Here is a 20,817-nt window from a genome sequence, read left to right on the forward strand (position 1 = left end):
GTCTTTGGAAATTATTATTTTTTACTGGTTTTTACTCGTATTTCGCGTCCTTCAAATAAACGGCCAGATTCTCTATCTCTTCGTCCGACAGCGGTTTTGCCATCATGATCATAAGCGGCGAATTCGGTCCAAACTTCTGACCCGACCGGTAAGCTATGAGTTTTTCGCGCGTGTATTCGACCGTGTTACCGGAAACTTTAGGATAGCTTGATGCCCCTTTGCCTGCCGGCCCGTGACAGGCGTGACAGGACTCGTGATAACGCTCGTCGCCCGCGGCCGCATCACCCGCCGCCGCAGCGCCGGAACAAACGAGCGCGACCGCGAGTGAAACTGCACCGATGAATTTTGGCATTTTCTCCCTCGCTTTCCGGAAATGGTACGCAAGCGAAGCCTTGAGTCAACCATGGATTGTGGGAGAGCACGGTGCCAAACCGGCGGAGGTGGCCTGAACAGTCGGTGGCGTGACGCAAGACCGGGTGTCCGGTCCGGGCATTTGGTGGATTCGGATCCACGCCTGTTTCGCTTCACGTCCCGGCACTCGTGCGCGCCGCACTTTCGGTGGAGCTGCGCTCTTCGCAGCCGTCGTAAGACCGGGCTCATACCCGGGCCTTCAGCTGAACCCATAGAGGCGTAGCCCAAACCTTGCCTTGTTCCGCAGAAATGATTGCTGCAGTGCGGCTCCCCACACTGAACTGTCACCGCGGAAGCAGGTCTCAGGTCAGCCGGACAGCGCTAGCACAAACAGTTGCTTGCGCTTGTTAACCGGGTGTCTGCCCCCTGCCCCGAAAGAGCGAGCCGCTCTCTGGGCCATTTCACCAACAACACTGCGCCGTTGCGAATTTCATTCTCCGCGAGCACACGGGACAAGGTCTGCCGCGTCGCTCTGATCATACGTTCAGTGGGCTTGGAGACGTCAACGCAGACGTCGATCTCACCGGCAGGGGGAAACCCTGTTCGGTCAGCTTTGCAATGATGTGATCGGACTGACGTGTGGACATGTATAGAGCGGTCGTCGTTCCTGGCCGCGCAAAGCGGGTACAGTCAGGCCACGGGTTTTCAGCGCATCCTGTTCCGGTCGCGATGACAAACGTGTCAGTTTTGCCCCGCTCCGTCAGACTTTGCCCCAGCGCTGCACCCGCCGCCGCAGCTGCCGTTATCCCGGGAACTATGTCAGCAGAAACACCGGCGGCACGCGCCGCGTCGAGCTCTTCTGTCGCGCGTCCGAAAATGCCCGGGTCCCCGGATTTCAAACGAACCACTTTGCGGCCTTTGCGCGCTTCCGCGACTATCAGTGAGCTGATCCTGTCCTGTGGCCAGGCATTGGCGCCGACCTGTTTCCCGACGAAGACCCTTTCCGCATCCCGGCGCGCCAGTTCAAGAACTTCCGGATCAACGAGCCGGTCATAAAAGATCACATCCGCTTCCTGCAGGCGTTCGACCGCCCGAAGGGTCAGTAAGTCCCGCGCTCCTGGTCCTGCGCCTACCAAAGAAATGTGCCCTTCGGTGGTCTGTTCAGGTACGCCGCGATCCGCAATTGCGCCTTTGATGACGCGCGTCGCTTCGCGCTCGCTGCCGCGCGCCCAGATGTCCCGCGCACCACCCTTGAACACCCATGCCCAGAAAGCGCGTCGTTTTTCCCGTGGGACGTGGCGTGCAACCGAAGGACGCAACCGCCCTGCCAATGCAGCCAGACCGCCGAGGTTCTGTGGCAGCATCGCTTCCAGCCTGGTTTTGATATCACGCGTCAGGACCGGCGCTGTCCCTTCGCTCCCGATCGCCACAACGATCGGATCCCGGTCGACAATAGCGGGTGTTGTCATGTCACACAGGTCGGGCTGGTCCACGACATTGACCGGGCAGCCTGATGTTCTGGCCAGCCCATGTGCTGCAGCATCAAATCCCGGGCAGCCGGTGCCGATAAAGATCATGGCGGCATCCTGAAAAACGGAAGCCTTCAGTTCTTCGAGGTGCTGCGCGCGCCCGTCGTCAACGAGAGACCTCAGTTCCTCGTCAAGGATATCGGCAACCAGCACGATCTTTGCATCGGTCTTCAGGATCAGCCGCGCTTTCTGCGCCGCCTGCTCACCGCCACCGACAATCACAACCCTGCGGCCGGTGGTACGAATGAACATTGGAAAGGCCTTCATGCCATATCCCTCCTTATGCGGCGTTTTCGCGGCGTGAGGCCGCCTGAACGAGCGTATCGAGAGCCGCTGTCGTGGTAGCCGCGATAATGGCCTGTTCAAATTCGTCAGGCGTTCCACTGATCCAGTTGTTGCTGAGATGCGGGCCGGTTGGTTCAGCCAGACGGCGGGCACCCGGAACTGTCGCAGGCAGTTCGTCCTCCCATGGCTTCCCGCCCCGCAAACCAAATGCAGCGCAGACTTTCGACGGGTTCCGCTCAAACTCGCCACCGCCCCCTTTGACAACCGTCAGGCTTTGCCACCCCAACAAGGCTGCGGCGTCGGCCTGCAGCAACCGATAAGAAGGATGGAAAACGCCCTGTACGCTGGCAGCTGCACCGGCCGGGTTCAGCATCCGGCACACCGTGTTCACACATGAACGCAGCCCGAGAACATCCCGGAGAGCCAGTAACCGGAACAACCCCGGATGAAGCTTTTCGAACGGCATATACACGATCGCGCTGTCATCCAGCGCGGTCGTGGCCTCCTCAACCGACGTCGCGGTGGTTATCCCGGCTTGTTTCAATCCGGTCCGTACTTTTGGGTCTGCCCCGTTCCAGCCGTGCAGCAATACCCTGTGGCCGGCCTCCGCCACCGCTCTGGCTGACATGAGAAACCATGGCGCCCCGCGTGTCCGGCCGGCGGCATAACTTGGCCAGTCCAGATCGGCAGGCGGCAGATCAGGGAGCGCTGCGCGGGATGCTGCTGCAAAACCAGCAATTTCATCTGCTGTTTCACCCTTCATCCGCAACAGCATGAGCACTGCGCCGACGGCCTCAGGGTCTGCATCCGCCCGCAACATCAGGGTCATCGCGGCAAAGGCTTCGTCCTGGGTTAGCGACCGGGACCGGCCCGGACCTCTGCCGAGGATGCGAACGTAGCCAGCAAGGCTCATTCCGCCGCCTCCCGCACCTGCGACCGCGCCAGAAGTTGCGCAAGTTCCGGTCTGCAGGATCCGCAGTTCGTTCCCGCACCCAAAGCCTCGCCAATCTGCTCAACGCTCATAAGGCCTTTGCTTTCAATCGCACTGACGATGGTATTGATGCCTGTACCAAAGCATGAACAAAGCACCGGTCCGGGATTGGGTACCGATGCCGGGACGCGCCCGGTGATCGCCTCCGGTGCATTCCGTCCCGGCAGGGTGGCAAGATAATCCCGCATGACCGCAACGGGGGTGGGTGCCACATAAAGTGCGCCGATCAGTGTGCCACCGCGATGCAGCACAACCCTGGCAGTACGCCGTTTGGCGTCGAGAATGCTCGTCAAATCGGCGTCCGCGTCACCAAAGATAACCCGCGCCTCGGCCTCCCAGTCGGCGACACCTGAGCTGCCGGCCAGTTCAGCACGAAAGCCGTCCGTTGTTCGCGCCACGGCCCAATAGTCGCAGGTCGCGTGCAATGGAGTGGCGGAAACTGCAAACCCGTACCAGAGAGCGTCAAACCGCGCTGCGGCAACAGTGCAGGCTTTGCTTTCCGGTTGACCGGATACCGGGTCAACATGCGCAGCAACCAGATCGTCAATCCGGGCTGAAGGCGCCGTTTCGCCGGTCCAGTGGATGGGCGCAAAGAGATGGCCGGGCTGTACGTCGGTGGTGATCCGGGCGCGCAAGATGGTGCGGCCATGATCATTGGTCAATTCAACAAGATCCGCGGCACTGATCCTGAAAGACCGGGCGTCTGCCGGATGAATATCTACAAACGGTTCCGGCAAATGCCCCGACAGACGCGGCGCAAGCGCCGTGCGGGTCATTGTGTGCCACTGATCGCGGAGCCGCCCGGTGTTGAGCCGAAACGGCGTATCGGGAGTGGGAACCGACGCCGGTGGCCTCGCAGACACCGGCAGCATCCGCGCTTTGCCATCTGCATGAAAGAACTGTCCATCCGCAAAAAAGCGACCGCCCCTGCGATCCGCTGATACAGGCCAGCGGACCGGCTCCAGGGCGTCATAGTCTGAATCCGACAGGTAGGATAAACCGGAAATGTCGAAGTCTTTTCCGAAGGCCCCGGCGATCCCGGACAGCGTTGCATATTCCCGGAAGATCTCTGCGGGGTTTGCATAGTCGAATGACGCACCAAATCCCATACGACTGCCGACCTCTGCCATAATCTCCCAGTCGGGTTTCGCCTCACCCGGGATCGGCAGAACAGCCCTCTGACGGCTGATCGTTCGGTCAGAATTCGTCACTGTGCCATCTTTTTCCGCCCAGGCGGCGGCAGGCAGGACAACGTCCGCGAGGCGTGCCGTATCGGTTTTCGCTGTGATGTCGCTGACCACGACGAAAGGGCAGGCATCGATGGCCGCACGGACCGCTGCCGCATCAGGCATTGATACGGCAGGATTCGTATGGATGACCCACAGGGCTTTGATCCTCCCGTCACCGACAGCGCGAAACATTTCCACCGCTTTCATGCCGGGCACATCAGGTATTGCAGGCACCTGCCAGAAGTCGCGCACGGCCGCACGATGATCCTCGTGTTCCAGGTCCAGGTGGCAGGCCAGCATATTGGCCAGGCCGCCGACCTCTCGCCCCCCATCGCGTTGGGCTGGCCCGTGACCGAAAAAGGCCCGCAGCCGGGTGTGCCGATCCGTCCGGTGGCCAGATGACAGTTGAGGATTGCGTTGACCTTATCCGCGCCTGACGTGGATTGATTCACGCCCTGACTGAAAACCGTCACCACCTTTTCGGTGCTGATCCAGAGATCGCAGAATTCCCGGATCTGCGCCTCGCTCAGGCCGCTTGCACAATCATTGTCACTGCGCGCGGACCGCACCGCGTCCTCAAATCCGTTTACGTGTGAAAGGAAGTCAGCATCAGTTGCGCCCTGATCCGCAATTTCTGCAAGCAGGCGGTTGAACAGCGCCACGTCACCACCGGAGGCGATGGGCAGATGCAGGTCAGCGTCGGCGCATGTCGCCGTGCGTCGCGGATCGATGACGACGATGCGCGTGCCCCGTTTCGCCTTTGTTTCCAGCAGTCGCTGGTACAGCACCGGATGGCACCACGCGAGGTTTGATCCCACAAGGACAACCAGATCGGCGTGTTCGAAATCTTCATAAGTACCGGGCACGGTGTCCGTCCCGAATGCACGTTTGTGGCCTGCAACGGTCGATGCCATGCAAAGACGGGAGTTCGTGTCGATATTGGCTGAGCCGATGCACCCTTTCATCAGCTTGTTCGCGATGTAGTAATCTTCTGTCAGAAGCTGTCCTGAAACGTAAAAGGCGACGCTGTCCGGCCCATGCTCGGCGATGGTCTCGCGAAACCGGTCAGCCGTAAGGGTCAGGGCTGTGTCCCAGTCGCTCGTTTCGCCGTTGATCATGGGCGACAGGAGGCGTTGGGAAAGGCCCACAGTCTGGCCCAGGGCGGAGCCCTTGGAGCACAGACGCCCACGATTTGCAGGATGATCTGGATCCCCCCGCACGTCCACGCCGCCCTGCCCATCGGGACGCAGCAGAACACCACAGCCAACCCCGCAATACGGGCAGGTCGAGCGCGTCTCTGGCATCCCGGTTCCGTCCATCAGGCCGCACTCCGTCCGAGCAACCTGGCTCCGTCGATCAGGATGCGGTCGCCTTCAACGCGGACCTGGTACGTTGCGATTGCAGCATCTTCACCCACGGCCTGACCGGTGTTCAGATCGAAGACCCAGTTGTGCAGCGGACACGTGATCGATTGTCCATGCACAATCCCCTCGGACAGGGGACCGCCTTTGTGTGGGCATGTATCGGACGCCGCAAAAACTTCATCAGCACCGGTCCGGAAAAGCGCGACGCACCCGAGGGCGGTTTTGATCTTACGCGCGCCCCGCATCGGAATATCGTCAATATGGCCAATGTCGATCCAGCTCATTCCGCAGCCTCCAGTGTAAGGTCGGCCAGTGGCTGATAGCCTTCGGCTCTGGTTTGCACATGATCCGCCCAGGGGTCATGGCGGTATATGGTTTGAGAGAGCTCGAACCGTTCCACCAGCGCGCGGCGGTTTTGGAGGTCTTCGATCTGTTCCGTGATCCAGCCCAGCCCGACCTTGGCCATCCACTTGTAGATCCTGTCCAGGTACTTGCCGCCTTCGCGGTAAAGCTGGGTGACCGCACAGATGACCTCAATCGCCTCATCTTCGGTTGGGACAACGATCAGAAGTTCAGTCTCTTTGACGTCCATCCCAGCGGCGCCGCCGATGCTGATCTGATACCCGCTGTCGACACAGACGACGCCAATGTCTTTGCACGTCGCCTCGGCGCAATTGCGCGGACATCCGGAAACTCCAAGCTTCAGCTTATGCGGCGTCCATGACCCATGCAGGATTTTTTCGAGCTTAATGCCAAGGCCCGTGCTGTCCTGTGTCCCAAAGCGACAATGGTCGGTCCCTACACAGGTCTTCACCGTGCGAAGGCCTTTGGAATAAGCATAGCCGGACACCATCCCCGCCTTATTCAGATCGGACCAGATCGCCGGCAGATCCTCGCCCTTTACACCCAGCAGGTCGATACGCTGCCCACCGGTCACTTTCACTGTAGGGACATCGAATTTCTCAGCCGCATCTGCAATGGCGCGCAGCTCGGATGGTGTGGTCACACCACCCCACATCCGCGGCACGACGCTGTAGGTTCCGTCCTTCTGAATATTGGCGTGCCTGCGTTCGTTGACGAAGCGACTTTGCGGATCGTCCTGGTATTCGACAGGCCAGTCGGCCAGCAGGTAATAGTTGATCGCCGGACGGCAGACATGGCAGCCGTTGCGGGTTTTCCAGCCAAGCTCCTGCCAGACCGCTTCCTGAGACTTAAGCTCCTGGGATTTGATCAGCCGTCGGATATCCTCGTGGGTCAGATCGCAACAGCCACAGATGGGCTGGGCCGCGGGCATCTGAAAGTCATCGCCCAGGGTGACCTGAAGAACCTGTTCCACCAGCCCGGTGCACGTCCCGCAGGACGCGCTGGCTTTGGTTGTTGCCCTTATCATTGAAAGGTCGGTCGCGCCGTTTGCGATGGCGTCTGTGATTGTGCCTTTGCAAATGCCGTTGCAGCCGCAAATCTCCGCCTCAGGCGGCAATGCTGCAACGGCTGAGAGAGGGTCCGCGGTGTCCCCCCTGATACGCCGGACCGAAGATCAGCGTGTCCCGCATCTCTTCGACCGGTGTTCCTTCTCTGATCAGCTGGAAGAACCAGTTGCCGTCGGCAGTGTCGCCGTACATGACCACCCCGACGAGCGTGTCGCCTTCGATCACCAGCCGTTTGTAAACCCCGCGTGACGGGTCGCGGAACACGATGTCTTCACGCCCCGCCCCATCCGCGAAATCCCCGGCGCTGAACAGGTCACAGCCCGTTACTTTGAGCTTCGTCGACAGTGACTTTTGAACAAAGACGTCGTCCCCGCCCAGCAGGTTTTGCGCCAGAACCTTCGCCTGATCATACAGCGGCGCCACAAGGCCGAAAATCGCGCCATCATGTTCAACGCATTCGCCCACAGCGTAGATATCCGCATCGGACGTACCCATCCGGTCGTCAACATGGATACCCCTGCCCACGGCAAGCCCTGTCTCCTGAGCCAAGGCCACATTCGGGCGGATGCCCACGGCCATCACGAGCAGGTCGCACGGCAGCTCGGTGCCATCTTCCAGCATCAGGGCTTTGACTTTGCCACCCTGCCCGAGGATCTCTTTGGAATTGGCCTGAAGCCTGATGGTTATGCCCTTTTCTTCAAGGGATTTCCGGAGCAGATATCCTGCTGCCTCATCCAGCTGACGTTCCATCAGATGGCTCATGATATGGACGACCGTGACCTCGACGCCGCGGGCGGCCATGCCAGCGGCAGCTTCAAGCCCAAGCAGCCCGCCCCCGATAACGACACACTTCTGACCGGCCTGAAGACCCATCATCCGTTCGGTGTCTTCCAGATCACGGTAGGCAATCACACCGTCCAGATCATGACCGGGCAGTGGTATCATGAACGGGTTCGACCCGGTGCCAAAGATCAGTTTGTCATAGGGAACGTGTCCGTTTTCACCTTCGACCACCTTCATCTCCCGGTCGATCTTCAGAACCTTTTCACCGAACCGGCAGGTAATCCCGCGATCCGCATACCAGGCATCGTCGTGGGTGACGATCTCTTCATAAGTCTGATCACCAGCCAGCACGGGCGACAGCATGATCCGGTTATAGTTGCCGCGTGGCTCGGCATTAAAAAGCGTAATCTCAAAAGCGTCCGGAGCAGCATCCGTCAGGTGTTCCAGCACCCGGCCAGACGCCATACCAGCACCGATTATGACAAGTTTCTGTTTGGTCATCTCTGCTACTCCGCGGCGATCGCTTTGGGCGAATTCGTGGCCGACTTCGGCTTGGCGCCATGTTCGTATTCTTCGAGGAAATCGAGCACGTCCTGGCGGTACGCATAATAATCAGGATGCTCCAGGAGCGCCTTGCGCGTACGGGGGCGCGGCAGGTCAACGTCCACGATTTTGCCAATGGTGGCTTGCGGACCGTTGGTCATCATGACAACGCGGTCCGCCAGAAGGATGGCTTCATCGACGTCATGCGTGACACAGACCGCAGTCACTTTGGTGCGCGACCAGACCTCCATCAGGACTTCCTGCAGCTCCCAGCGCGTGAGGCTGTCGAGCATCCCGAAGGGTTCATCCAGCAACAGCAGTTTCGGAGACAGGGCAAAAGCGCGCGCGATACCGACACGCTGCTGCATGCCGTTCGACATCTCACTGGCGGGTTTGTCCATCGCATCCGCGAGGCCCACGCGTTCAAGGTAATATTCTACGACGTCCTGCCGCTCCGACTGCGACGCCCGGGGATAAACCTTGTCTACACCAATCGCACAGTTTTCGCGGGCGCTCAGCCACGGGAAAAGGTTCGGCGACTGGAACACCACCGCGCGTTCCGGATCTGCGCCTTCCACGTGTCGCCCGTCCAGCTTGATCGCACCCTTTGATATCTCATTCAGTCCGGCGGCCATGGTCAGCACAGTGGATTTGCCACATCCTGAATGCCCGATCAGAGAAATGAATTCGCCCCGGTCGATCTTCAGATCGAAATCCTCAACCACGGTCAGCGGCCCCTTCGGCGTCGGATAAACCTTGTGCAGCATCGAAAAATCGAGGAACCGGTTGTCGATCAGACCCTTCTGCGCATCCGCAACGGCCGTAGGCACGCCATGGATCGGCGTTACATCCGGCAATAGGCGTGAGCCTTCGACTTTTGCCTCAATCCCTGCGTCCATCAGGTATCCGGTCACGTCCGCCCGAAGCTGTTTGAACGTCTCATTGGTGTTCATCTCCATCCGGTCGCGCGGGCGGGGCAGGGACACCTTAAACTCTTCGCCCAGGGTCCCGTCCGGGTTCAGTGCAATGATCCGGTCCGCCAGGATGATCGCCTCATCCACATCGTTGGTGATCAGCACGCAGGTTTTCTTGTCAGCCTCCCAGATCTGCTCAATCTCATCGGCGAGGTTGGCCCGCGTCAGAGCATCGAGGGCCGAGAGAGGTTCATCCAGCAGCAGCATTTCGGGGTTCATCGCCAGCGCTCGGGCCACGTTCACCCGCTGACGCATTCCCCCGGACAGCTCCGCCGGGCGGCGGGAAGCTGCGTGGCTGAGGCCCACCATCCTGACGTAGTGCGCGACCTTTTTGTCTTTCTCTTCCGATGAAAGCGACGGGAAAACGCTGTCAACGGCCAACCGCACATTGCCCGTCACTGTAAGCCACGGCATCAGCGAATAGCTCTGGAAGATGACACCGCGATCCGGGCTCGGCTCCCGGATCGGCGCACCCCTGAAAGTGACCTCCCCGGTAGTCGGGTGCTCCAGCCCGGCCATCAGGTTGATCAGCGTTGTTTTGCCTGTGCCGGAAAAGCCAAGCAGAACGAGGAACTCACCTTCTTTGACATCCAGATCAATACCATTGAGCACTTTGGTCCTGGATGCACCTTCCCCGAACGACTTGGAGACCTTGCTGAGTGTCAGAATTCCCATATCGATCACCGGTTATTCGTGAAGGTGAAGAGGGACTGGAGCGCGTACATGACCCGGTCCAGCATGAACCCGATGATCCCGATGGTCAGAACCGCGACCATAATCTTGGCCAGCGATGACGAGGATCCGTTCTGGAATTCATCCCAGACGAACTTGCCCAGACCGGGATTCTGCGCCAGCATTTCCGCCGCGATCAGCACCATCCACCCCACACCGAGACTGAGCCGCAGACCGGTAAAGATCAGTGGCAAAGCGGAGGGCAAAACCAGCTTGGTGATCTTGGTCCAGGTGTTCATTTTCAAGACCTTGGAGACATTTACGAGGTCTTTGTCGATGCTTGAGACACCCAAAGCGGTATTGATAAGCGTCGGCCACAGCGAACAGAGCGTCACAGTGATGGCTGAGGTCAGAAAAGACTTGGCGAACCAGCCGTCCTGCGTGACGTAAACGGCCGATACGACCATGGTCACAATGGGCAACCAGGCGAGCGGAGAGACCGGCTTGAAGATCTGAATGATCGGGTTCAGCGCCGCGTTTGCGGTGGGCGACAGTCCGGCCATAATGCCCAGCGGGATTGCCACCACGGACGCAATCAGAAACCCGAAGAATACTGTTTTGATCGACGTCCAGATCTGCTGGTAGTAGCTTGGTGCCCCGGTGTAAGCCCGCTCAACCGGCTCCTGACCCTGTTGCGCCCGACGTTCATTCAGCTTGGCCACCTGTGCTTCGAAACGCGCACGGCTCGCGGCCTTGTTCTGCGCGTCCTCATGCAGGTTCACTGCTTCCTCCCAAACCTGCGCCGGTCCCGGAACAGCCCCCAGCGAGGTCTGAACTGTCGGGGCTGCAGCAGCCCACAGAACAAGGAACCCGGCAATCGCCAGAAGCGGCACACCCAGCAGGCGCCAGATCTCGGAAACCTGGGCTCTGGGATTGTCACCGGCGATCGCCTTGAGAATTGGGGTCAGCCATGACACGCCAATGACCTGGAACCATTTGTCGGCGGTATTGATGCGGGTGAAGCGGCGTTCGCGGCGCGCTTCACGTGCGGCGTCTGCTTCGAAAATCGGGTCTGCGGTGCTCATTTACCTATCTCCTGGATGGTAGGTGCGGGCGACCGTCCGGCCGCCCGTATTCGGGCTTATCCCTGGATCTCTTCGCCCACGACGACCTGGTCGCCTTTCAGGCCGATTGGCAGGCTTTCGAGGTAGGCATTGGGGAAGCGGCCATCGTATGGAATGCCATCAATAATGTCGGCGGCAGGTGTTGGCTCTTTGTAGCCATCACTGTCCCAGGGAAAGTCCCCGGCATTGGCCAGCCCGTCGTCGACCAGAGACTGAGCGGCATCCAGATAGATGTCCGGGCGATAGACTTTTTCAGCAACATCCTGATACCACTCGTCCGTCTGCGGCTCGGAGATCTGACCCCAGCGACGCATCTGGGTGAGATACCAGATCGCATCAGAGTAGAACGGGTATGTCGCATTGTAGCGGAAGAACACGTTGAAATCCGGCTGTTCGCGCACGTCGCCCTTCTCATATTCAAAGAAGCCCGTCATGGAATTCGCGATCACTTCGAAGTCCGCGCCCACATATTCCGGACGGCTCAGGATTTCGACGGCGGCTTCGCGGTTCGCGTTGTTATTCTCATCCAGCCATATTGCTGCGCGGATCAGAGCGCGGGTGAGTGCCTTGGTCGTGTTGGGATGCTCGTCAACAAAATCCGCTGTCAGACCGAACACCTTCTCGGGGTTGTTACGCCACAGCTGATAGTCTGTGATGACCGGAACACCGATACCCTTGAACACCGCCTGCTGGTTCCAGGGCTCGCCCACACAGTAGCCATGGATTGTACCCGCCTCGAGTGTCGCAGGCATCTGCGGCGGCGGCGTCACTGACAGGAACACATCCGCCCCGATCTGGCCTGTGATATTGTCCGGGCTGTAATACCCGGGTTCAATTCCGCCTGCTGCCAACCAGTAGCGCAGCTCGTAATTGTGAGTGGACACCGGAAACACCATGCCCATGTTGAACGGTTCGCCTTTGGCGTTGAATTCTTCGATCACCGGAACCAAAGCTTCCGCAGAAATCGGGTGCTGCGGGCGGCCGTCATCCATCGAAGGAATGTGCGGACGCATCATTTCCCAAACCTCGTTCGACACCGTGATGCCGTTGCCGTTCAGGTCCATGGAGAAGGGCGTTACAATATGCGCTTCTGTGCCGTAGCCTATGGTGGCGGCCAGTGGCTGCCCGGCCAGCATGTGCGCGCCGTCCAGTTGTCCGTCGATCACGCCGTCCAGCAGAACTTTCCAGTTGGCCTGCGCTTCCAGAGTGACGAACAGTCCTTCGTCAAGGAAGTAGCCCTGCTCGTATGCCACAGCGAGCGGTGCCATATCGGTCAATTTGATAAAGCCGAAAGTCAGTTCGTCCTTTTCGAGATCGAGCAGATCAGCAAAAACAGGGCTGGCCAGTGCGGTGGTCGCAGCAAGAGAGAGGATGAGTTTTTTCATTGGTGTCCCTGTGGTTTGCGCAGCGCCTCGCAGAAGACGCTGAGCTGTAACGAAAAAAGGCCGTTCACTTACCTCCGGAAGAACCGGGCGGAAGTGAGCGACCTTGCTCAGAGTAACCCTGTCGGTGGGTTCGAATTCTACGCAACCAACGGCACTGTTCGTTGCACAACCTGTGTGCCGCGCTGCAGCGTGGAGTTCCAGCGTCGGCTGGGTAAATTTGGAGTCAAAGTTTCCGGATGACTAAATTTTGTGCTGTTTTCAGCTGTCAGGGTCGAAAACCTGACCATCAAAAAACCGATCCGGCTGCAAAACGATGTCGCCCCTCGCGGATGCTACCGCTGTTGGAATCCGAATCGATCCTTCAATTTTTGCCGATGCTCCGGGCAAATCATAACCCGGTCCTGAAAGATTCTGACGGTGCAGATCAGGCCGGACCACGCGACGCAGGTCCTCATCCGACAGCGCCGGCACACCGTGAACCCTGCGCAACCGCTCTGCGATCCACCGGGCCTGGCTCAGCCATGGGAATGTCGCGGCACCGGCATGGAATTCCAGAAATCCATCAACCTGGCGGTGATCGCCACGGTCATTTATGGTCAGCTGTCCCGACAGTGCCCGGTCGATCAGTTCTGCGGAGACGTCAAGATATGCCTTTCGTGACAGCAAATCGCTGGCCGTCGCCCTGACTTCGGACTTCGCAAGCCAGCGCCCCGCCTTCCAGACAGCCCGGATGAGACGCCCCAGAAGGTCTGGCTCGGTCTCTGCCCAGTCCGTCCGTACTGCCAGCACTTTTTCCGGTGAAAAGTTCCAGATCGCTTTGCCGGGCAGCATCAGCGCGCCCGCCCCGGTCTCGACCGCAACTGACCCCCAGGGCTCGCCCACGCAGAACGCATCCACTTCGCCCGCAGCAAGTGCCGAGGTCATAAGCGGCGGCGGCACCGTCCGTATGTTGATGCCGATGTCCTTCAGCACGGTGCCGTCCGACCAGTACCGCAGCAGTTCCACATGCATCGAAAACGGAAACGGAACGCCTATGGTGAGCGGCCTCTCACAGACTCCGGCCAGAGCCGATGCTGCCGCTTTCGCATCCGCAAAATCAAATGCAAACCCGGCAGCCCTCAATCGCTTTTCTAGGGGTTTGCCGACACCAAACACATTGCCGTTTACTGACGTGACAGACACGGTCGAAAGTCGTGTCGCCGCACCGCCAAGACCCATGGCCAGGGCAATGGGCACCGGCGACAACATGTGGGCCGCATCGACGCGGCCAAAGGCCAGCATGTCCCGGACGGACGACCATGAGGGGGCCGGAATGAGATCAAGCTCAATGCCTTCGGATTGCGCAAATCCCATATCCTGCGCAATGATCAAAGGTGCCGCATCGACCAGTGGCATATAAGCGACAGATACCCTGACCGCCGTCATCCCAGAAGCCCCGCCGCTGTCACAAGAGCCTCCGCTACATCCGCAACCCGGCGCCCCTGATTCATCGCGGTCTTGCGCAAGAGTGCGTAGGCGGCTTCTTCGTCTATGCCTCTGGCCTTCATCAGAAGACCTTTGGCGCGATCTATGATCTTGCGCTCTTCCAGTGCCCGTCGGGTCTCAGCAAGTTCCTCCCGCATCTGACGGACAACCGTAAACCGCGCAATCGCTGTATCCATGACAGCTTTCATTCGCGAAGGCTCCAGACCATCGACAACGTAGGCCGACACGCCCGCCTCAATAGCGGCCTCAGCCAGGCCATCCGAATTGCCGGACACAAACATTGCAACGGGACGGTCCAGAGGCCCGGATGCCAACGTCAGTTCTTCCAGCATGTCACGGGTCGGATTATCGACATCGATAAGGACAATATCAGGTCCATGCGCCGCTATCTGCCGCGATAATCCGCCTGGATCTCCGATCACAAACACATCGCAGTCACAGGCGTCTTTCAGCGCATCGACGATCGCAATCGCCCGCTCACGGTCCTGTTCAACAACAACAATTCGGAGATCTGCACTCATAGGCGACTCGTGTTTCACCCCCCACCGCATGCAATGCAAAACGATCCCGCAGCCTCAGCTTACAGCTCACCTGCCTAAAGTCTCATCCAAGTGATCAAAGAGTAAACACTTCTTGTGCGGATCGGTCCCGCGTATCCCTCGCGTCTCGCGCTCAAAAACACCGGTCAGGGCAAAACGCCAATGTCTGTTTTGGTTCTTCTGTCAATTGTCCTGCACCTGCAGCGAACGACCGCTTCCCGCCCATCGCTGCAAAAGCAAATGCATCGGCAGACAATGCCGCTGAAGAATCGAGCTGACCAAGACGGACATGAGGCGGACACGAAAACACACATCCTGCGTTGCAACGCATATTTCACCCGTAAGGCACTGATTTTTTTTAAGAAGTGGCGGACCGAGGAGGATTCGAACCCCCGACCCCTTGATCTCGTAGTCAAGTACTCTATCCAGCTGAGCTATCGGTCCACTGAGGGCGGGGTTTAGTCCTGCGCGCCGGGTTATGCAAGGGTAAAAACGCGCAAAAACTGTTGTTCTGCTCCGGCACAGGATGCGACCCGTCTAGGCGTTCTCACCACTGATGTCGGCGAGTGCTTCACCAACTGTCACAGCGCCGTCCCCTTTCGGCAGGCAGATCACAAAACGCGTGCCCGTTGCGTCACTGTGGGCCAGTTCCAGTGTGCCGCCATGTCCGCGCACCAGCTCGGCTGAAATCGCGAGCCCCAGTCCGGAGCCCCCTTTGCGGGCACCGCCCTGAAACGGGGTGAAAAGGTGTTCGCGCGCGCGCGGCGGCAACCCCGGCCCGGTATCGACCACCTCTATCCACCAGGCCGACATATCCTCATAACCAGTGATCGTGATTTCGCCCGGCGTCTGTGTCGCAACGATGGCCTGCCGCGCATTGCGGATCAGATTTGCCAGAACCCGGTAGAGCTGTTCGGGATCAGCCCGGAGCATCAGGCTGACCGGAATGTCGCAGACGAAGCGCAGCTCGAAATCCCCGACCGCCAGCCGCTCACTGTCGACAACCTCTTCCACCAGATCGTTCAGATCCAGCATGGTCAGCGTCGGGCTCGGCTCCTCGGCCTTGCCAAAGGCCAGCGTGCTTTCGCACAGATGCACGGCACGGGTGATCGATCCGACCAGTTTGGGGGCCATGCGCTTGACGGCCGGATCCTCGCTCATTTCGATGCGGTCGGTGAAGAGCTGCGCAGAGGTCAGGATGTTGCGCAGGTCGTGGCTGATCTTACTCACAGCACTGCCCAGCTGGGCAAGGCGTTCTTTCTGGCGCAGCGCCTGGGTCAGGTCGGTCTCCAGCTGTTGCAGCGCTACCTCGGCCTCGTGCAGTTCGGTGACACTTGCCGACGGCGTGATGATCCGCCGGGCATCTTCGGGGGCCGCCGCGTAGTTCTTCATATGGCCCACGACGCCCTTAATCGGTTTAAGCAGCAGCGCGCGCATGGCAAGAAAGAGCAGAAAGGCCGTAATCACAGAAATCACAGCGGACAGGATCAGAATGCGGATACCGTAATCAATCATCGCCGCCCGCATGGGCGAAGTGTCCATGGTGATCTCAATCAGCAGCCCTGCGTCCCGCACCGGCGCGCCGATCACGCGGATCACTTCGTTTTCCGTCCGCACAAGGCGGGTCATGGCATCACGGATCAGCACAGCGGCACTGTTGTCGCGCATGTCAAATGTGTCCGCGATGGGTTGCGGCATATCGGAAGACAGCATCAGTTGTCGCGACGAATCCCGGCGCAGCACGACGTTGAAAACACCGGCATTTTCCAGCAGCTCGGATTCCAGCTCACTGTCGATCATGTCATCCGCCAGCAGCGCCAGCGAGGCGATCTGCGCCCGCTCCAGCCGGTTCATCATGTAGTCTTCACGAAACCGGGCGATGGAGGGCACAAAAATCAGAACCTCTGCAATCATCACGAAGATGGTTGTCAGAATAAGCAGCCGTCCTGAAAGCGAATTGAACATGTGTCAGCGTTTCACGGGATCCAGCGCTGGACAAGTCCAACGATGCGTTTCACGGTCGGGTTTTCGAACAGACGCGGGCTGAAATAGGCTCCTGCGGCGCGTTTGTTGACCTCGGATATGGTCGGATAGGGTGCCACCATCGCAGCGATCTGGCTCATCTTCATGCGGTTGGCCAGCGCCAGCGCCCAGAGACTGATCAGTTCACCGGCCTGGTGGCCCGCGATCGACGCACCCACGGGGCGCCCTTTGACCACCATGACCTTGATCAGGCCCGTCGTTTTACGTTCGGCTATGGCGCGGTCGTTATGTTCAAATTCAAACCGGACAACCTCCAGCCGGTCGCCATGTTCTTCGCGCGCCCGGGCTTCTGTCAGGCCGACCTGCGCCAGCTCCGGATCGGTGTAGGTTGCCCAAGGGATATGGGTCGTTTTCGCCTTTGACGGCAGACCAAAGAGCATCGAACGGATGATCACACCGGCATGGTATCCGGCCACATGAGTGAATTGCAGCCCTCCGGCCACGTCACCGATCGCATAGACCCTGCGGTTTGTCGTGCGAAGCGCGTCGTCAACCTTGATGCCTGTGCGGGTGGTTTCAATGCCAGCCGCCTCCAGGTTCAGTTTATCCGTATTGGATTTCCGCCCCACGGCCATCAGCAGATGGGTTCCTTTGATGCTGCGCCCGTCTTTGGTCAGCACTTCAACCGCACCTGCTTCGCCACGGATCTCCGCGGCCAGCGCGTCCTCTTCGATTACCACTCCCTCGGCGCGCAGGGCGTCCAGCACCACGGCAGCCATTTCAGGATCATCCTTGCCCAGCGCTTTCGCACCTTCGATCACTGTGACCCTGCTGCCCAGACGAATATGCGCCTGCGCCATTTCCATACCGATGGGCCCGCCGCCGATGATCAGCAGGTGTTCCGGCTTCTCACGCAGGTCGAACAGGGTTTCATTGGTCTCGAACGGCACATTGTTGAGCCCCGGGATGGGCGGTACCAGCGGCGAGGAGCCCGTGGCGATCACGATCCGGCGCGCGGTAATGACAGTATCACCCGCCTCGACCTCGGTGGCGGAGACAAAGCGTCCGAATTCACGGATCACGTTCACGCCCAGCCCTTCGAAACGCTCCTGGCTGTCCACCGGCTCAATCTGAGCGATCACATTGCGCACGTGGTCTTTGGCCGCCGCATAATCTGCCTCTCCTGCCGCGTCAGACACACCGTATTGCGCCGAGTGCTGCTGGCTGTAAGCCGCTTTGCCGCTGGCGATCAGGGCCTTTGACGGCACACAGCCGAAATTCAGGCAGTCGCCGCCCATTTTGTGGCCCTCAAGCAGGGTCACGCTGGCGCCCATCTGCACGGCACCCGCCGCAACCGAGAGGCCGCCGGAGCCTGCTCCGATGACCAGAACGTCCGTCTTGATGCGTTTCATGTCAGAGGTCTTTCCTGCCTGTCACGGCCTTGATGAGAACAGGCAGCAGCGACAGAGCGCTCAGCCCAAGGATCGGCAACAGGATATGCGGTTCAAAGATAATGCCAAGGTCCGGGCTTTCGCCCTGCTCGAATACGGTGCCGAGGCCTGCGCCCACCGACGAATAAACCAGCGAGCCCGGAATGATGCCCAGAAAGGTCGAGATCACGTAGCGGTGCAGCGGCACGGCGAGGAACGCCGGGATCAGGTTGGCGACAAAGAAGGGTACCACCGGCACCAGCCGCAGGAAGAACAGCATGGACCACTGGTTTTCGTCGATGCCTTCCTTGATCTTACGGATCTTGCCCTGCGAGGCATCCATACGCTCCTTGAGCCGCTCACCGAAACCGTAGCGCGCTGCCAGGAAAATCACCGTGGCGCCGATTGTGGCGCCCGTTACGCTGAGCGCAGAGCCGCCCACGGTGCCAAAGAGAAAGCCACCGGTCAGCGTCGCAATCAGCGCGCCCGGCAGGGAAAACGCCACGATCACCACATAGGCCAGAACAAACCCCAGCACGGTCAGCACCAGGTTCGCATCCCGCAGCGCAATCAGTGCCTCGCGGTTGTCGCGCAGGGCGTCAAAACTGATGTAATCCCGCAGGGTAAAAGCCCCGACAGCCGCAACCGCCAGTATGGCAATCATCGGCAGCCAGCGCAGTGCGCCTGGTTTTGTGTCCTGCGTCATATCCGACATTTTGTCGCCTTTCCCGCTGCGGGTTGCAATTGATCTGATACATGACGGCTTGAGCGCGGCCGCAACAGGGGTATCACGCGCGCTTGATTGCCCGTGACGCAAATGCGATCAGGACGCGGTGTTTCCTTTCAGTGGCTGTAACATCGCAGCGTAAATGGGGCGTTTATGTTGCAGAAACCCCGGATTTTCCTGTCTGAGGGGTTTGACTTGGCCCGGTGTCCGCTTTAGGAGACGGGCTTCTATTGATATCTGGCGCGGCCGATTCCGCCTCAGACCCGAAGCAGTATTGGAGACGGAGCGATGAAACGCACCTATCAACCCTCGAACCTGGTCCGCAAGCGCCGCCACGGTTTCCGCGCGCGCATGGCAACAAAAGCCGGCCGCAAGATCATCAACGCGCGCCGCGCACAGGGCCGTAAATCCCTGAGCGCCTGACGGGTTCCGGATTTACCGGTTCTGACATGCAAAAGCCGCCCCAGACCGACCTGACCGGTACCATCACCGGAGGGCAACGGACCGGGACGGCTTCTTTGCGTGCTGTCACAACGTTGACAAAGCGCAGTGACTTTCTGCGCGCGGCAAAAGCCCTGCATATTTCGAAGCCCGGTTTTGTGGTGCAGATGCGGCCGCGCCAGGCGGATGATGGCACCGGCGTGCGCGTCGGCTTTACCTGTTCCAAAAAGGTCGGCAATGCAGTGCAGCGCAACCGTGCCAAGCGCCGGTTGCGCGAGGTTGCGCGTCTTGTCCTGCCGCACAAAGCGCGGGCCGGCACGGATTATGTCCTGATCGGTCGCCGCGATAAAACGGCAGAGCTTCCGTTTGACCATCTGCTTGCTGATTTCTCAGACGCGCTGGATCACCTGCACGGGCGGGTGAAATGACCCCGCTTGCCCGGATCGTCGCCCTGCCTGTCCGGGCGTACCGGCTGATTTTCAGCCCCTGGGTCGGGCACAACTGCCGCTATCAGCCGACCTGCAGTCAATATGCGCTCGAAGCACTGGAGAAGCATGGTGCGATCCGCGGCTCGTGGCTGGCAGCCCGGCGGATCGCCCGGTGCCATCCCTTCGGCAGAAGCGGGATCGACAACGTTCCCGACTGACGTCGCCTGATCTGCCACTGCCAACCGCCGGCAAAGCGAAGGCACAACAAAATGGCCCCGGCCCTTCCGGACCGTTGCGTCAGCGCCGGAAGGCCCGGCATAGCGGAATATCCACAGTCACGTGAAGTATCCGCAGTCACATCAGAATGGCGGCGCCGCCGGAAGGCGGGAAGCCTGTGGGGCGTTACCCCATGTCCGGAACCGCAAAGGCGGTTCTGCGTGCAGAGTGGACAGCGCGCGCGAAAGGCGCGCCGGGAACCACAGTTTGGCGCGCGGGGTGTCAGGCCGCGCACAGAAGCTTCGGGGAACAGTCTGGCAGTTGCAGATGAACATACGGTTGGGGGCCCGTGCGCTGCACCCGGACCCTGCCATTACTGCTTTTCAAAGGTGATGATGACTTCGCCGATATCCACGCCGTATTTCTTCATGTAGGCGCGGTTCAGAACCCTGTCGTCGCTCAGCTGCCACATCCAGTCATCGAAACTGACGCGCAGCGTCCCGTCTGGCACCGGCAGGTCAATCGTGTAGCGCCAGTTGAACGTATCACCGCGTTCCTCGCCGCTGGCGAGGCCGATGACACCGGGTGCGGACCCTTCCCATGTCTCCGGGCCGGTTTTCGTCAGTGTCCAGATGCGCTGTTCCGTTGAGCCGTCTTCATAGACGAAATCCTCAACAAGGCGCAGGTTCTGCCCGTCCCATGTCCCGTTGACCTCAACATCGAAACGCCGCCGCACCGTGCCGAAGACGTCCTGAAACTGTCCCTGGGCGAGTACCCTGCCGTCAAAGAATTCCTCAAGGTTGAACGCCCGGTCCGAGAGTTTTTCGTCGTCCAGCGCCGGTTTGCCGGTGCAGGCAGCCAGCACCAGCACAAATGTCAGCAGAAAAAAATGTCGCATCACAGGTCCT

16 protein-coding genes, 1 tRNA gene and 2 pseudogenes are annotated in these 20,817 nt (G+C 59.7%); 3 read left to right on the plus strand and 16 right to left on the minus strand.

Annotated features, from left to right (window positions below; genetic code table 11):
* Window positions 1–31: 31 nt before the first annotated feature.
* From ACZ1HA_RS13505 to ACZ1HA_RS13575, 15 genes and pseudogenes are all read right to left on the minus strand, one after another.
* Complete coding sequence (locus ACZ1HA_RS13505) at window positions 32–352, minus strand: c-type cytochrome (RefSeq protein ID WP_472714262.1); 321 nt, start codon at window positions 350–352, stop codon at window positions 32–34.
* Between the two features lie 535 nt (window positions 353–887).
* Window positions 888–2,147: a siroheme synthase CysG gene (gene cysG, locus ACZ1HA_RS13510; RefSeq protein WP_472714263.1), complete on the minus strand. Its 1,260-nt coding sequence runs from the start codon at window positions 2,145–2,147 to the stop codon at window positions 888–890.
* A 13-nt stretch (window positions 2,148–2,160) separates the two neighbouring features.
* Window positions 2,161–3,078, minus strand: a complete 918-nt coding sequence (locus ACZ1HA_RS13515) for a glycosyl transferase family protein (RefSeq protein WP_472714264.1) — start codon at window positions 3,076–3,078, stop codon at window positions 2,161–2,163.
* Window positions 3,075–5,704, minus strand: a pseudogene (locus ACZ1HA_RS13520) (molybdopterin-dependent oxidoreductase). The gene ACZ1HA_RS13515 and the pseudogene ACZ1HA_RS13520 overlap by 4 nt, the downstream one beginning before the upstream one ends.
* Window positions 5,704–6,033 (minus strand): nitrite reductase small subunit NirD, encoded by a 330-nt coding sequence (gene nirD / locus ACZ1HA_RS13525; RefSeq protein WP_375230387.1) that lies wholly within the window; start codon window positions 6,031–6,033, stop codon window positions 5,704–5,706. Before nirD ends, ACZ1HA_RS13520 begins: the two are co-directional and overlap by 1 nt.
* Window positions 6,030–8,463: pseudogene (gene nirB / locus ACZ1HA_RS13530) on the minus strand (nitrite reductase large subunit NirB). The gene nirD and the pseudogene nirB overlap by 4 nt, the downstream one beginning before the upstream one ends.
* Window positions 8,464–8,468: 5 nt before the next feature.
* A complete protein-coding gene (locus tag ACZ1HA_RS13535; RefSeq protein ID WP_472714265.1) occupies window positions 8,469–10,154 on the minus strand; it encodes an ABC transporter ATP-binding protein in 1,686 nt (561 codons plus the stop codon).
* A gap of 5 nt (window positions 10,155–10,159) precedes the next feature.
* Window positions 10,160–11,236, minus strand: a complete 1,077-nt coding sequence (locus tag ACZ1HA_RS13540) for an ABC transporter permease (RefSeq protein WP_472714266.1) — start codon at window positions 11,234–11,236, stop codon at window positions 10,160–10,162.
* A 56-nt stretch (window positions 11,237–11,292) separates the two neighbouring features.
* On the minus strand, window positions 11,293–12,660 hold the full coding sequence (locus tag ACZ1HA_RS13545) for a CmpA/NrtA family ABC transporter substrate-binding protein (RefSeq protein WP_472714267.1): 1,368 nt from the start codon (window positions 12,658–12,660) through the stop codon (window positions 11,293–11,295).
* A 258-nt stretch (window positions 12,661–12,918) separates the two neighbouring features.
* Window positions 12,919–14,085, minus strand: coding sequence for an ABC transporter substrate-binding protein (locus ACZ1HA_RS13550; RefSeq protein WP_472714268.1), 1,167 nt, complete (start codon window positions 14,083–14,085; stop codon window positions 12,919–12,921).
* On the minus strand, window positions 14,082–14,666 hold the full coding sequence (locus tag ACZ1HA_RS13555; RefSeq protein WP_375230383.1) for an ANTAR domain-containing response regulator: 585 nt from the start codon (window positions 14,664–14,666) through the stop codon (window positions 14,082–14,084). The genes ACZ1HA_RS13550 and ACZ1HA_RS13555 overlap by 4 nt, the downstream gene beginning before the upstream one ends.
* Before the next feature lie 384 nt (window positions 14,667–15,050).
* Window positions 15,051–15,128 (minus strand) — tRNA-Arg (locus ACZ1HA_RS13560).
* Window positions 15,129–15,221: 93 nt separating this feature from the next.
* Window positions 15,222–16,649 carry a sensor histidine kinase gene (locus tag ACZ1HA_RS13565; RefSeq protein WP_472714269.1) on the minus strand — a complete coding sequence of 476 codons (1,428 nt, stop codon included), beginning with the start codon at window positions 16,647–16,649 and terminating at the stop codon, window positions 15,222–15,224.
* An 11-nt stretch (window positions 16,650–16,660) separates the two neighbouring features.
* Window positions 16,661–18,079 carry a dihydrolipoyl dehydrogenase family protein gene (locus ACZ1HA_RS13570; RefSeq protein ID WP_472714270.1) on the minus strand — a complete coding sequence of 473 codons (1,419 nt, stop codon included), beginning with the start codon at window positions 18,077–18,079 and terminating at the stop codon, window positions 16,661–16,663.
* A 1-nt stretch (window position 18,080) separates the two neighbouring features.
* Window positions 18,081–18,812, minus strand: coding sequence for a TVP38/TMEM64 family protein (locus ACZ1HA_RS13575; protein ID WP_375230021.1), 732 nt, complete (start codon window positions 18,810–18,812; stop codon window positions 18,081–18,083).
* Window positions 18,813–19,112: 300 nt separating this feature from the next.
* On the opposite strand from ACZ1HA_RS13575, the gene rpmH reads away from it, so the two are divergent.
* Genes rpmH through yidD form a run of 3 tightly spaced genes read left to right on the plus strand, consistent with a single transcriptional unit; the run spans window position 19,113 to window position 19,911 of the window.
* Window positions 19,113–19,247, plus strand: coding sequence for a 50S ribosomal protein L34 (rpmH, locus tag ACZ1HA_RS13580; RefSeq protein WP_037911188.1), 135 nt, complete (start codon window positions 19,113–19,115; stop codon window positions 19,245–19,247).
* A gap of 26 nt (window positions 19,248–19,273) precedes the next feature.
* Window positions 19,274–19,693, plus strand: a complete 420-nt coding sequence (gene rnpA, locus ACZ1HA_RS13585) for a ribonuclease P protein component (RefSeq protein WP_472714271.1) — start codon at window positions 19,274–19,276, stop codon at window positions 19,691–19,693.
* Complete coding sequence (gene yidD, locus ACZ1HA_RS13590; protein ID WP_472714272.1) at window positions 19,690–19,911, plus strand: membrane protein insertion efficiency factor YidD; 222 nt, start codon at window positions 19,690–19,692, stop codon at window positions 19,909–19,911. Before rnpA ends, yidD begins: the two co-directional genes overlap by 4 nt.
* A gap of 371 nt (window positions 19,912–20,282) precedes the next feature.
* Here yidD and ACZ1HA_RS13595 read toward each other — a convergent pair whose 3' ends face one another.
* Window positions 20,283–20,807, minus strand: coding sequence for a DUF3833 domain-containing protein (locus ACZ1HA_RS13595; protein ID WP_472714273.1), 525 nt, complete (start codon window positions 20,805–20,807; stop codon window positions 20,283–20,285).
* Between the last annotated feature and the right edge of the window lie 10 nt (window positions 20,808–20,817).

The sequence above is a fragment of the Roseobacter sp. S87 genome (genome assembly GCF_055693285.1).